This window comes from Pseudomonas sp. B21-059, assembly GCF_026016285.1.
GTDB lineage: Bacteria > Pseudomonadota > Gammaproteobacteria > Pseudomonadales > Pseudomonadaceae > Aquipseudomonas > Aquipseudomonas danubii.
In genome coordinates this window covers 3,820,103-3,833,626 of sequence record NZ_CP087201.1, presented here as the reverse complement: position 1 = coordinate 3,833,626, position 13,524 = coordinate 3,820,103, and the positions used below count along the sequence as shown (strand labels likewise).

Below are 13,524 nucleotides of genomic sequence, written 5' to 3'. Positions count from 1 at the left end.
TAAATTAGTCTTAAGGTGGTGGGGCGGCTTTTTTGGGGCAGATTGATCTGTGCAACTGGTTTTAGTTGATTAGTTTTGGCAGTCGTTCGACTTAGATCAAGTGCTGTCACCCATCCTGACACTCGCTATATGGCTTTCGGAGGAAGCTGTCGCGATTTTTACCGACGAACTAGCGAGGGGCCAGGACTGGGTTCTAGCCGTTATGTAAAGGTTCAGCTGAACAGCCCGGCGGCGATATTGATGGAAAAGCCGAGGATCGCGGTGTTGAACACAAAGCCGATCAACGATTGGGCGAGGACGATCTTGCGCAGCTCGCGGGTGGCCACGCCGACGTCCGAAGTTTGCACCGCCACGCCGATGGTGAAGGAGAAGTAGAGGAAGTCCCAATAGTTCGGCGTGGTCAGTTCCTCGGCAAAGCGCAGGGCCGGTTCCTTGCCATTCCAGGTGTAGTAAAGGCGGGCGTAATGCACGCTGAAGATCACCCCCACCAGCAACCAGGAACCGATCACCGTGAACCCGGTGAAGCCGTAATGCAGCAGACGCTGAGGGGTATCCAGGTCCTTGCTGCCCACCAGTTCCAGGGTAATGGTCACCAGACTGGCGATGGCGGCGACGCAGACGATCAACAGCACCAGCCCGGCGTTTTCGTCCTCGGTTTCGGCGATGCGTTTCACGTCCTCGGCCCGGGCCCGCACGGTCAGCCAGAACATCAGCGCCAGGTAGGTCCAGACCGCGGCGTTCCAGCCGATGAGGAGCTTGCCGGTCAGGGTTTGCGCGGGGGCGAGGATGCCGACGGCGCAGCCGATCAGCACGCCGAAGGTCAGGCGGGGGTGGGTTCGGATCACGAAAGACATAGGGGCTCGCAGCTTCTGGGCAGAGGGGGAACACTAGCATGTGGGGGGATTTGGATATGGGGGGGATAGCGGTTGCTGCGGGGGTGGCGGCTGGCGGGTTTGTCTTGATGGTTTGGGGTTTGGGGGGTGGGTACATATCCATTCCTGCGGTCACGGCCACTTAGGGTTTCGCCCTTACGGCGAGTCCCTTTTTACAAACGCCTAAAAAGGAACCAAAAACGCTTGCCCCTCCATGGGCCCCTCGCTGGGGCTCGGGGTTCCCTCGCTTCGGCATTGCTCCGGGGGCCCGCCGCCAACCGGCCATCCATGGCCGGGTGGCGGCTAGCTCGGCATCCATGCCGAGCTGCCCCCTACGCAACGCCTACGCTCGGCCGGCTGGGAAGGGGCCGGAAGATCAAGAGCAAGAGCAAGAGCAAAAGCAAAAGCCAAGGTGCGCAGGCCGGCTCCTTGTAGCCGCTGCCGAAGGCTGCGAAACCAGGCGACGCGATATGTCAGGAATATCGGGGAGGCAGGTTTAGCGTCTCCTGCGGAGCCGGTCGCAGCCTTCGGCAGCGGCTACAGGTAACGCGAACGGCAATGAAACAGGTCGGCCGGCAGGCCGCCGTCAGATTTTGATCTTGCTTTTGATTTTGATCTGAGCGCCCCGTTAACCACGATGGCCGAACGCAGGCATTGAGCCGTGGGTAACCCGGCAGGACGCCGGGTTAGCCGCACTGGGCCATGGATGGCCCATTGCGGCGGCCCACGGATCAATGCCGGAGTTCGGGCATGCCGAGCCTAAGCGAGGCACCGAGTGGAGGGGCAGAGCGTTTTGCTTACTTTTGCGCTTTTCAAAAGTGAGCCGCTGTAAGAGCGGAACCGCCAGCGGCCGCACCCGCAGGAACGGATATGTACCCAACCCCGCTGTAAGAGCGGAACCGTAAGCCGCCGCACCCGCAGGAACGGATATGTACCCAACCCCGCTGTAAAAGCGAAACCACCAGAGGCTACACCCGCAGCCCTGGATATGTACCCAACCCCACAACAAAAACTCACGCCAAAGTCTTGGCCATGACCCCCACAAACAACTCCGATTCAAGAAACCCCCGCAACCACTCCTGCAACGCACGATAAGGCGTCTGCGCAAACCACTCCCGGTCCACATGAGCAAACTGGCGAACAAACGGCAGCAGGGCCATGTCCGCCAAGCTCGGATGCGCCGCCAGCAGATAGCGTCGCTCCTGCAGCAGGCGATCCAACTGCGCCAGAAACACCTCGCCCTGGGCCCGGTAATGCTCCATGGGCGCTTCGGGATAACGCTCGGCGTACTTGTAGCGATTGAGGTGCACCTTGAACACCTGATCATTCTCGGCAATCAAGGCCGCCATCTGCGTCTGGGCCTCGGGGGCGCCGATGAGCCGCCAGTTGTCCGGATCATGCTGCTCCAGCGCCCAGTGCATGATCTCCAGGCTCTCATCGATCACCCGCCCCTGCAGATCCAGCACCGGCACCGTGCCCTTGGCCGACAGTGCGAGCATCTCGGGTGGCTTGGCCTTGAGGCTGACCTCGACGATCCGCACCGGCACCCGGGCATAGCGCAGCGCCAGGCGTGCACGCATGGCATAGGGGCAGCGGCGGAACGAGTAGAGGGTCACCTCTGGCGTGTCCATGCTGCTCATTTCACCTCCAGGGTGCTCAGGCCATTGCCCTGGCGGCTGACCTTGATCTGCACCGGAATCCGTTCGTGCATTTCCTGCACGTGGGAAATCACCGCCACTTTGCGTCCCTGGGCCTGCAGGCCGTCGAGGGCGTCCATGGCCAGTTGCAGGGACTCGGGGTCGAGGCTGCCGAAGCCTTCGTCGATAAACAGCGATTCGATCTTCAGGGTGCTGGACGCCATGGAGGCCAGCCCAAGGGCCAGGGCCAGGGACACCAGGAAGGTCTCGCCACCGGACAGCGAGTGCACCGAGCGCAGCTCGTCGCCCATCTCGGTGTCCAGCACCAGCAGGCCGAGCATGCTGCCGCCGCGCTTGAGGCGGTAGCGCCGCACCAGTTGGCGCAACTGGGCGTTGGCGTGGTGCACCAGCAGGTCGAGGTTGTAGGCCTGGGCGATCTTGCGGAAGGTGTCGCCGGTGGCCGAGCCGATCAGGGCATTCAGGCGGGCCCAGCGCTGCCATTGGTTGTAGGCCTCGTTGATGCGCTGGCTCAGGGCCTGGTTGGCTTCCTGGCGGCGCTGGTCCTCGCTTTGTCGGGCGCGCAGTTCCGCTACGTGCTGCTCGCTGGCGAGGGCTTGTTGCTGCAGCTGTTCAAGGGCCTGGAGCAGTTGTCCGGCTTCCAGGTTGCCGTTGTGCTGGGCCTGGTGCTGTTGCAGGCGCTGCTGACGCTCCTGGAGCAGGACCTTGGCTTGTTCGATGGCCTTGTCGTTGGCCTGCAGGCGCTGGCGCAGTTGCTGGATCTGCTCCTCATCCAGTTCCAGCAACTGTTGCAGGCCGGCGTCATCCAGTTCCGGGTGCTGGGCGCGCCATTGCTCGATGCTGCCGGCCAGTTGCTGCTGTTCGCTGTCCAGGGCTTGCAGACGCTCTTGCCGGGCCTTGAGTTCGGCGCTCAGTTGGATCAGTTGCTGCTGCAGCTCGTGCTGCTCGTGCTGGGCCTTGGCCTGGGCGGTGCGGGCCTGTTCCACGGCTTGATCGAGCTGTTGCTGCCAGAGTTCGGCGCTAGGGTGCGACCCCAGCAGGGCGGCCAGCCGGTCCTGGCAGGCCTGCTGCTGTTGGCTCAGGGCGTCGAGCTGCTGCTGAGCGTCGCTCAGTTGCTGCTGGCGGGTCAGTTGGCGGTCCTGTTCCTTGTCCAGCAGCAGTTGGCGCTGCTGTTGTTCTTCGGTTTCGTCCTGGCGCTCGCGCAGTTGTTCGATGCGCTGCAGGACCTGCTGGTCCAGTTGCATGAAGGTGCTGGCCGGATCACGGCGCAGGCCTTCGAGCACCTCGGCCGGCAGCAGGTTGTTGAAGCTGGCCAGTTCTTCCTCCAGACGCTGCTGGTCGGCGGCCAATTGCTCCTGCTGCTTGTGCAGTTGCTGGGCTGCCTGCTGGCTGGCGTCTTGTGCTTGCTGCAACTGCTGCTGGAGCCGCGTGGCGTCCTTTTGCAAGGTCAGCAAGGCATCCAGGCGGCTCTCATCCTGGGTGATGCTCTGTTGCAACTGTTCCAGTTGCTGGCGTAGCCAGGCATCGCGTCGAGCCGGGTCCTGGTCCAGCAGGCTGGCACTCTGCGGATGGGCTTGCAGGCTGGGGGCCAGCGCCTGTTGCTGGCTGGCCAGCTGTTCCTGTTGCTGGAGGAATTCCTTCTGCTGGGCGATCAGGCCCTGGACCTGGGCCCGCAGTTCGTTGAGCTGTTCCTTGAGCCTGTCCACCGCCTGACGGGCGTTGGCTTCTTCGCTTTCGTCATGGCGCCCCAGGCTTTGCAGCAGGGCTTCGGGCTGGTGATAGGGGTGCTCGACGCTGCCGCACACCGGGCAGGGCTGATCGTCCTGCAACTGCTCGCGCAGTTCCTCGACACTGGCACTGCGGGCCAGGCGCTGACGCTCCAGCAAGGCCTGGGTGACGCTCAGGGTCTGCTCGGCGACGCTCAGTTCGGCCTTGGCTTGCAGGCCGGCCTGGTTCAGTGCTTCACGCTGGGCGGCCACGGCTTGTTGCTTGTCTTGCAGGGCGCGGCCGCGCAGGTCCAGTTCCTGTTGCTGGGCCCAGAGCCGTGCCAGCTCTTCGGTGGCCCGTTGTTGCTTGCGGTTGTCCTTGAGCAAGCCGTCCAGCAATTGGATCTGCTCGGCCACGGCCTGGGGTTCGGCACCGGCTTCGCTGTAGAGCAATTCAAGGTGGGTACGTTGTTCGGCCAGTTGCTGAGCCGCGCTGCCGGCCCGCTGTTCCAGGGCCGGCAGTTCGGCCTGGCCCTGATTCAGGCGGTTGCCGATCAGCATCAGTTGCTGCAAGCGTTCGCGGTAGAGCGTCCAGGCTTCGCTCAAGGGGGCGAGGGCGGCGCTGTGCGCCAGCTGCCCGGCAATCCGCTCCAGGCGCTCACCCACCAGACGCTGCTTCTCCAGCAGTTCGGCAATGCTTTGCTGGCCTTGGGTACTGGCGCTTTGCGCGCGGTCACGGGTTTCGCCGGCGTCGCTCAGGCTCTGGCCAAGACGGCTCAGGTTGCCCTGTTCGGCAAAGGCTTCGCGCAGTAGCGGGACGCTGTCGCTGTGCTGGCTCTGGGCCTGGGTCAGGGCGCTGTCGGCGTCGAGCACTTGCTGTTGCAGCTGTTGGTGACGTTGTTGCAGCTCAACCTGTTGCGCGGCCTGCTGCTCGATCTGTTGGCGCAGGGGCTCCAGCGCTTGGCGCAGCTCGATCTGGCGCAGGAATTGGTGACGCTGCGGCGCCAGTTGCTCCAGCCGTTGCAGGCGCAGGCGCTCCGGAGCCAGGGTCTGAGCCTCCTGCTCGGCCTGTTGCAACTGCTCGGTGGCGTCCTGCTGCGCCTCCTGCCATTGGCGCAATTCCTTGAGCCAGCTGTGCTGGGCTTCCAGTTGCTTGAGCTGGGCCTGCTGGGTCTTGAGCTGTTGCTGGGCGTCGTTGAACTGCTGGTCCAGTTCGGCCCGGGCCTCGGGGTCCAGGGGGACGATGCCGCTGGCCTGGGCCTGGAGCGCCTTGTGGGCCTCGTCGGCTTCCTTGCTCTTGCTGTAGGCCCGGCGCCCCAGCTGGCTGTAGATCGCGGTGTTGGTGAGCTTTTCCAGCAGCTCGCTGCGCTCCTTGTCGTCGGCCTTGAGAAAGGCGCTGAACTCGCTCTGGGCCAGCATCACCGCGCGGGTGAATTGCTCGAAGTTGAGGCCCAGCTTGGATTCGATCAGCTGTTCGTAGTCGCGCTTGCTACTGGCCAGCAATTGATTGCTGTCCAGGTCGGTGAGGCTCTGCCGGCTGGCTTGCAGCTTGCCGTTGGCCTTGTCGCGGGCGCGGTTGGCTTCCCAGCGGGCGCGGTAGCGGCGCCGGTCGATGCCGACAAAGTCCACTTCGGCGAACCCGCTGCCGGTGCCACGGCGCAGTAGGGTGCGTGGGTCGCCGGTGGAGATATCGCTGTCGACCTCGGGAACCTTGTTTTCCTTGGCGATCTTGTTCAGTCGCGGCACCGCGCCGAACAACGCCAGGCACAGGGCGTCCAGCAGAGTGCTCTTGCCGGCGCCGGTGGGCCCGGTAATGGCGAACAGGCCGGCGCTGGCCAGGGGCTCGGCGGTGAAATCGATTTCGAACGGGCCGGCCAGGGAGGCCAGGTTCTTCAGGCGGATGGCCAGGATCTTCATGGCTGTTCACCTTCTTGCTGAACGTCCTGCAACAGCAGGGCGAAATCCTTGAGGGTGGCGTCGTCCACTTCGTTGGCGTAGGCGTCGCGCCAGGCCCGGCGGAACAGTTCTTCGGGGCTCAGTTGATCCAGTTCGATCAGCTCGGCAGTCTCGTCCTCGCCATCGCGGCCGCCATTGCCGGCGTATTCGGCGGCAATCCGTACCAGACGCACGGCCTTGCCTTGCAGGGCGCTTTCCACTTGCTGGCGCAGGTCCGGTTGCGGCTCGTCCAGGCGCACCCGCACTTCCAGCCAGGGCTGGCGCTGTTCTTCGGCCAACAGGTCGATGTCCGGCAGCTCGCCGAGCTGGGTCAGGATCTGCCCCAGGGGCGCCGGGCCCAGGCGTTGCAGGTTGACTGCCCGGGGAATCAGCCGCGGTTCGACGCTGACCAGGGTCTGGCCGTCCAGGCGCACATCGAGGATCTGGTGCGGGTAGTCGATTTCGGAAAACGACAGGGGAATCGGCGAGCCGCTGTAGCGGATGCGCTCCTCGCCATTGACCTTCTGCGGCTTGTGCAGGTGCCCCAGGGCCACGTAGCTGACGTCCGCGCCGAACAGGCTGGCGGGCAGCGCCTCGGCATTGCCGATGATCAGGCTGCGCTCGGAGTCTTCGGACACCGAGCCGCCGGCCATGTGCGCGTGGCTCACGGCGATCAGGGCCTGGCCCGGCTGGCGCTTGGCATTGGCCGCGGCGATCAGCCATTCATGGACCTGGGCGATGCCCTTGAGGTAGTCGTCTCCCAACTGCGGGCCGGTGACTTCCGCCGGACGCAGGAAGGGCAGGGCCAGGCACCAGCCGACAATCGCGCCGCTGGCGTCGGGCAGGGGCAGCAGCAGGCGCTCGGCGTCCAGCTGGCCGTCGTCCAGCCACAGCACCCGGCCCAGGGCGTGGGTGCGCAGGCGGCGCATCAAGGGGGCGGGCAGTTCGATACGCGAACCGGAATCGTGGTTGCCGGCGATCATCACGATGGTCAGGGCCGGCAGCTGCTCGTGGGCGCTGACGATGAAGTCGTAGAGGCGTTCCTGGGCTTTGACCGGCGGGTTGACGGTATCGAAGATATCGCCGGCGATCAGCAGCACGTCCGGTTGCTCGTGCTTGAGCTGGCGCAACAGCCACTCCAGAAAGCAGGCATGTTCGAAGTCGCGCTCCTGGCCGTGGAGGTTCTGGCCCAGGTGCCAGTCGGAGGTGTGAAACAGACGCAAGGCAAACTCCGCATGAAAAAGGCTGGCCGCACAGAAGATGACCGCGGCGAAAGGGTCGAGAGTTTACTGGCAAACGCGTGTTTATGCCCGACGCTGCGGCAAATGCAGGCGCGATTGGCCCAGCGGCTTGGCTCCAGGGAGGTGGCTGTAGGAGCTGGCTTGCCAGCGAAAGGGCCCGCCCAGGCGCGGCATGACTTACGGGCCTCTTCGCCGGCAAGCAGGCTCCTACGCGGCAGGGGGCTGCACGGCTGCTGTTACTTGGGGTACAGCGGCGGCAGGCTGGTGGTGTCCGCCACCGGGTCCTGCACTCGCTCGTTGATGGGGATGGCGCGGATCGCTCGCCAGAGTTCCTCACCTTGCCAATATTGGCCGGTCTCGCTGTAGAGGGCGCCGTTGAGGCCGTCCAGGGCATCGGACAGGGGGATGAAACGCGCGGCCATGTCGGCCAGGGTTTCCGGTTGCTGGCGCGCCCAGGCATCCAGGGCCTGGCGGGTGGTCTGTGGGTCGTTGGCCTGGCAGGCGCGCTTGAGGTCGTCCAGCAGCGAGCGTGGGCTGGGGCCGGTCTGGGCCGCCCGCAGCACCGCCGGTTGCGATCGCGCGCGCCACCACAGGCCAAAGCCCAGCAGGGTGGTGCAGGCCAGCAGCAGGGTGCTCAGCTGCCACAGCCACAGGTCGCTGTTATCGACACTGGCCTGGGGCGTGCCGGCTGGGGTGTCCACCACCAGGCTCGGGTTGTTCGCCACTTGCAGGGTCCGCGCCGGCAGGCTGGTCTGTTCCAGGCGATCTTCCAGGGTGTTCCACCAAGTGATCTCCAGGGCCGGCAGTTCGAGGTCACCGGTGCGGGTCGGCACCAGGGCCTGGCGCTCTTCGCGAGTCCCCAGCAGGCCGTGCTCGATGTGCTGGTTGCTCAGTTGCGGCTGGTCCGGGTAGCTGCGCAGGCCATTGATCTCGGCCTGGGGCAGCGGTGGCAGTTGGGCGCTGGACAAGCCCTCGGCACTCAGGGTCAGGCTGCGAGTCAGGGAGTCGCCGACCTGCGGGTGATCGGGCTCCGGGCTCCAGCTTTCACTCAGGCTCAGGCTGCGGGCCGGCAGCCAGGGGGCATCGGCGGGGTAGGCGGCAGGCTTGGCCAGCACCTGCAGGCTCAGTTCGGCGGAGCTGACGTGGATCAGCTTGCCGGGCTTGGGTGCCTGGGACGCGGGCTCTTCTGTGCCTGTGCCCGGGTTGGCCGGGGTGGCGGTGAAGGTCAGCGCCGGGATCAGCAGTTCGCCGCTGCGCTGGGGATAGACGGCGTAGCGCATCTCGATCACGCCATGGCGCACGCCATTGATGAGTTTTTCGTAGGTGCGCGGCTCTCCCAGTTGCTCGATCCGGGCATCGCTCAGTTGCAACGGGCTCAGGCTGCTGTCGTCGAACAGCGGCACCGAATGGTAGATGTGCAGGGTCAGCAGGGCCTGGGCCTGGACATAGACCTTGGGCTGATCGAGTTCGGCGTTGATGAACACCGGTTCCAGGCGGCTGTCCTGATCCTGCACCGGGCTGGCGTTGACTTGCAGGGTCAGGGCCTGGCTCTGCAGGTTGCCCAGTTGCAGCGGGGCGATCTCCAGGGTGCCGGTGTGGCGCGGCAGCAAGGTGACGATCCAGCGGGTGCTGGCGTGGCTGTCGCCGAGGCTGTTGAGCTGGTTGACCTGGCGCGTACCGCGCACTTCGAACTGGCTGTCCAGGGACGTCAGGTCGGGCTTGCCGAACTGGGTGACGTCGGTGGACTCCAGGGTCAGCTCGACAGTCTCGCCGGAGTTCACCTGGTTGCGGTCCAGGCTGGCGAGCAGCCCGGCAGCCTGGGACGCCGAGGTCCAGAGCGCGAGGGCGAGCAGAAGGGCGGTGCAGCGGGTCATCGAAGTTTTCCCTGATCCTGATGTTGTTGCTGTTCGTACCAGAATTTACGCCTCAGCAGTTCCCCCGGGTCGTCCGGGATCTTGCGCAGCCATTGCTCCAGTGCCTGCTGGTGTTCGGCGTCCAGGCTGTCCTGGGCCGGACGCAGGGGCGTGGTGGTGTGCTGGTCGTCCAGCTCACTGCCGGGCACTTCACTGTAGCCGTTGCGCTGCGGGTCGGGCGCTGTGGCCTGGCCCTCGTTGGCCGCAGGCTGTCCGGGGTTGTCCGGCGGGGCGCTGGCGGTGCTCGGCGGGGTGGCCGTCGCGCTGGGTCCGGGGGGGTTGCTGTCGTCGCTGTCGGGGTTTTCCGGCTGCTGCGGCGGTGTTGGCGGGGTGGCTTGCTGCTGTTGCAACAGGCTTTCCACCAGGGCCTTGTTGTGTAGCGCCGGCTGCAGCTCGGGCTGGCGTTCCAGGGCCTGTTCGTAGGCGTCGATGGCGGCTTCCAGCTCACCACTGCGCGCCAGGGCATTGCCGCGATTGTAGTGGGCGCGGGCGTCGTTGCCTTCGGCAAAACGCTCGGCGGCGGCATTGTAGTTGCCGGCCTCGTACAAGGCCACGCCTTGCCATTGCGGGTCCTGGAAGTGTCGTGCAGCCTCGGCCGGGCGCTGCTGTTGCAGCAGGCGCTGGCCTTGCTGGTCGGGGCGCAGCCACAGGTCGTTGAAGTCGAAGGCGTAGCTGGGTTGCGGCGCGGCCAGTAGCAGCAGCGGCAGGCAGAACAGCCAGCCCCGGCGTCCGGCGCAGGCCGCCAGCAGCAACAGGGGCAGCAGCAGCCAATAGCCCTGGTCGGCCCAGGTGTCCAGGCGCAGGGTCTGGCCGTCGCTGCGCACGCCTTGCGGCCCGCCCGTCAGGCCCAGGCCCTTGAGGTCGCTGTCGTCCAGGCGCGCCTGACGGTAACGGCCGCCCACCTCGCCAATGAACTGCTTGAGGTCCGGGCTGTCCAGGCGCGACACCAGGATCGCCCCCAGGTCGTCCTTGAGGTAGCTGCCGTCTTCCAGGGTCACCGGGGCACCGTCGCGGCTGCCGAGGCCGAGCATCAGCAATTGCGGTGTTTCACCGTCAAGCGCCTGGCGGATGCCCTGGCGTTCCTGTTCGCTGAGGGAGGAGGCCATCAGCAACACCCGGCCCTGGCCCAGGGCACCCTGGTCCAGCAGCTTGAGGGCCTTGAGCAGGGCCAGGTCGGCGCGCTGCCCGGCCTGGGGCATGATCGATGGCTTGAGGGCGTCCAGCAGGTTGCGGCTGGTGGCCAGATCATCGGACAGCGGCACCAGGGTGTGGGCGCTGCCGGCGTAGACCACGATCGCGGTCTGGGCGTCGCTGCGCAATTGCAGCAGGTCCAGCAGTTTGTGCCGGGCCTGTTCCAGGCGATTGGGCGGCACATCGTTGGCGAGCATTTGCGGGGTCAGCTCCAGCAGCACCACCAGCGGGTCGGCGGGTTTCTGGCTGGTTTGCTCCACCCGCTGCCAGCTGGGGCCCAGCAGTGCCAGTACCGCCAGCAGCCAGGCCAGGCCCAGGGCCACCCAGGGCAGTTTGCTTTCGCGGCCGTTGCCGCCGCTGAGCAGGGCAGCGTGAAAGGCCGGTGGCAGGATCATCTGCCAGCGTCCGGCGCGCTTCTGTCGGTGCCAGAGCTTCCACAGCAGCAGCGCCAGCAGTGGCAGCACCAGCAACCACCCGGGACGGAACCAATGGGGCCAGAGACTGATCATCGACGCCTCCGCAAGCGCAGGCGCTTGAGCCGCTGGCGCCAGTCATGGGCAGGCAGCAGGAAGTTCGACTCGGTGAAGAAGCGCTGCAGCGGGTTGTGCGGCCAGCGCTCGCGCAGCACCAGCAGCACGCTGAGCAGCAGCGCCGTGGCCAGGGGCCAGTGGTACAGGGCTTGGGCCGGGCGAGCCTGGGTCGGCTGCTGGGCCACCGGCTCCAGTTGGTCGAGGGTGTCCTTGATGGCTTGCAGCTCCTGACCGTCACGGGCACGGAAGTAGCGCCCGCCGGTGACTTCGGCCAGTTCCTTGAGGGCCGGCTCGTCCAGGTCCAGGCTCGGGTTGAGCCCCAGCAGGCCGAGGGTCGCGCCCTGGTCCGGGTCGGCCCCGATGCCGATGGGGTAGATTTTCACCCCTTCCTCGGCGGCCAGGCGTGCAGCGGTAATGGGCGGGATTTCGCCGCCGTTATTGGCGCCGTCGGTGACCAAAATCAGCACCCGGCTCTGCGCCGGGCGCTGGCGCAGGCGTTTGAGGGCCAGGCCGATGGCGTCGCCAATGGCGGTGTTCTTGCCGGCGATGCCGATCTTCGCTTCATCCAGCCAGATCCGCACCGTGCGCCGGTCGAAGGTCAGGGGCGCTTGCAGGTAGGCCTTGCTGCCGAACAGGATCAGGCCGACCCGGTCGCCTTCGCGGTGTTCGAGAAAGTCTCCCAGCAGGTGCTTGACCAGGCTCAGGCGGCTGACGTCTTCGTCCTGCCATTGCATGTCGGGAAAGTCCATGGAACCGGAGACGTCCACCGCCACCAGCAGATCGCGGCCGCTGGCGGCCACCGGCAGCGGTTCCCCCAGCCATTGCGGGCGTGCCGCGGCCAACAGCAACAGGACCCAGAGCAGGATGAAGCGGGCCTGCTGGCGCCAGGCCGGCAGGTGGGCCCGGGCCCGGCGCTTGGAAAGGCCTTCCAGGTCACTGAGGAAGCTCACCTTCAGCGCCGGCTCGCCGCTGTCGGCCACCGGCAGCACCAGGCGCAGCAGCCAGGGCAGCGGCAGCAGGGCGAAGATCCACGGCCAGGCGAACTCAAACATGCTTGCGAATCCAGGTGTCCACCGCCTGGGTCAGGCCGGCGATGGCTTTGTCGTCGAGCTTGCACTCGGGTTTGTAGGCGCCTTCCACCAGCACCATCCAGCGGGTCAGGCCGGCGGCCGGGCAGCGGTTGTCGAGAAACGCCAGCCACTTGCGGCCATTGAGGGTGTGGCTCTGGCTGTAGGGATAGTGGTTGCGGCACAGGCGCTTGAGCAGGGCGTTGAGGGCCTGCAGCCAGGCGCCGGCCGGGGCGCCGTCATAGGGCTTGGGCAACAGCGCCAGTTCCGCCAGGGCGGCCAGGCGCACCGGGTCCAGGGGCTGTTCGCTGCGTGCGCGCGCAGCTTTGCGCGGCCACAGATGACGCCAACGCCAGGCCGCGAAGCCGAGCACCGGCAGTAGCAGCGCCAGCAGCCACCAGCCTGGTGCTGGCGGCCATAGGCCGATATCGGGCGGCAGCAGCAGCGGTTGCAGTTGTTCCAGGCTGCTCATCGGCCGGCTCCCGGACGCTGCGGATTGAGGTACTCGCGCAACTGCTCGACCATTTCGCTCTGGGTGCTCAGGGGCATCAGCAGCACCCGCAGTTTTTGCGCCAGGCGTTCCCAGCGGGCGATGCGCGCTTCGCTCTGGGCCCGGTAGGCCTGGCGCAGTTCGTAGTTCAGGGTGTCCAGTTCCAACTGCGCGCCGCGCTCGGCAAAGCGCAACAGGCCGGCGGCGGGCAAGGCATGGTCCAGGGGGTCGGACAGCGGCATCAGCAGCAGGTCGCAGTGCCGCGACAGCAGGCTCAGCTGTTGTTCGGCGGCGTCGCTCAAGGCGCGCTCGTCGCAGATCACGATCACCAGGCTGCCGGGGCGCAGCACTTCACGGCCGCGCAGCAGCGCGGTGCCCAGGGCATCGCGCTGGGGCTGGGCTTCGCTGTGCAGCGACTGGTTGACCCGCACCAGGCGGTTGAGCAGTTGCAACAGGCTCTGCTTGCTGCGTCGCGGTTTGATCTCGTAGTGCTCGTCGTCGCCGTAGACCAGGCCGCCGACCCGGTCGTTATGACCCAGGGCGGCCCAGCCGATCATGCTCGCGGCCTGGGCGGCGAGCACCGACTTGAACATCAGCCCGGAACCGAAGAACAGCTGGCGGCTCTGCTCGACCATGATGAAGATCGGCCGCTCGCGCTCCTCGTGGAACAGCTTGGTGTGGGGTTCCTGGGTGCGGGCGGTGACCCGCCAGTCGATGGTGCGCACGTCGTCGCCGGCCTGATAGACCCGCACCTGATCGAAGTCCACACCGCGTCCGCGCAGCTTGGAGTGATGCAAGCCGATCAGCGGGCTGCGCTGGCTGGGGGTGGAGAACAGCTGCACCTCGCGCACGCGATGGCGCATCTCGATCAGCTCGCCGAGGGTGATGCGAATGCCGGGTTCGGCGATGGCTTGAGTCATGGAG

9 protein-coding genes are annotated in these 13,524 nt (G+C 66.2%); all 9 read right to left on the bottom strand.

The genetic code is table 11. The annotated features are described in order from the left end of the window. Positions 1–212 precede the first annotated feature (212 nt). Positions 213–854, bottom strand: a complete 642-nt coding sequence (locus LOY69_RS16810) for a DUF1345 domain-containing protein (RefSeq protein ID WP_253085812.1) — start codon at positions 852–854, stop codon at positions 213–215. Positions 855–1,885: 1,031 nt separating this feature from the next. Next, positions 1,886–2,512 carry a glutathione S-transferase gene (locus tag LOY69_RS16805; protein ID WP_265073257.1) on the bottom strand — a complete coding sequence of 209 codons (627 nt, stop codon included), beginning with the start codon at positions 2,510–2,512 and terminating at the stop codon, positions 1,886–1,888. Beyond that, positions 2,509–6,150 (bottom strand): AAA family ATPase, encoded by a 3,642-nt coding sequence (locus tag LOY69_RS16800; RefSeq protein ID WP_265073256.1) that lies wholly within the window; start codon positions 6,148–6,150, stop codon positions 2,509–2,511. The genes LOY69_RS16805 and LOY69_RS16800 overlap by 4 nt, the downstream gene beginning before the upstream one ends. Continuing rightward, positions 6,147–7,391, bottom strand: a complete 1,245-nt coding sequence (locus tag LOY69_RS16795) for an exonuclease SbcCD subunit D C-terminal domain-containing protein (protein ID WP_265073255.1) — start codon at positions 7,389–7,391, stop codon at positions 6,147–6,149. The genes LOY69_RS16800 and LOY69_RS16795 overlap by 4 nt, the downstream gene beginning before the upstream one ends. Before the next feature lie 254 nt (positions 7,392–7,645). Continuing rightward, positions 7,646–9,283, bottom strand: coding sequence for a BatD family protein (locus tag LOY69_RS16790; RefSeq protein ID WP_265073254.1), 1,638 nt, complete (start codon positions 9,281–9,283; stop codon positions 7,646–7,648). Next, on the bottom strand, positions 9,280–11,022 hold the full coding sequence (locus tag LOY69_RS16785) for a VWA domain-containing protein (RefSeq protein ID WP_265073253.1): 1,743 nt from the start codon (positions 11,020–11,022) through the stop codon (positions 9,280–9,282). The genes LOY69_RS16790 and LOY69_RS16785 overlap by 4 nt, the downstream gene beginning before the upstream one ends. Next, on the bottom strand, positions 11,019–12,095 hold the full coding sequence (locus LOY69_RS16780) for a vWA domain-containing protein (protein WP_102879098.1): 1,077 nt from the start codon (positions 12,093–12,095) through the stop codon (positions 11,019–11,021). The genes LOY69_RS16785 and LOY69_RS16780 overlap by 4 nt, the downstream gene beginning before the upstream one ends. Further along, positions 12,088–12,582, bottom strand: a complete 495-nt coding sequence (locus LOY69_RS16775) for a DUF4381 domain-containing protein (protein ID WP_110597237.1) — start codon at positions 12,580–12,582, stop codon at positions 12,088–12,090. The genes LOY69_RS16780 and LOY69_RS16775 overlap by 8 nt, the downstream gene beginning before the upstream one ends. Then, positions 12,579–13,520 carry a DUF58 domain-containing protein gene (locus tag LOY69_RS16770; RefSeq protein WP_265073252.1) on the bottom strand — a complete coding sequence of 314 codons (942 nt, stop codon included), beginning with the start codon at positions 13,518–13,520 and terminating at the stop codon, positions 12,579–12,581. Before LOY69_RS16770 ends, LOY69_RS16775 begins: the two co-directional genes overlap by 4 nt. Positions 13,521–13,524: the final 4 nt, after the last annotated feature.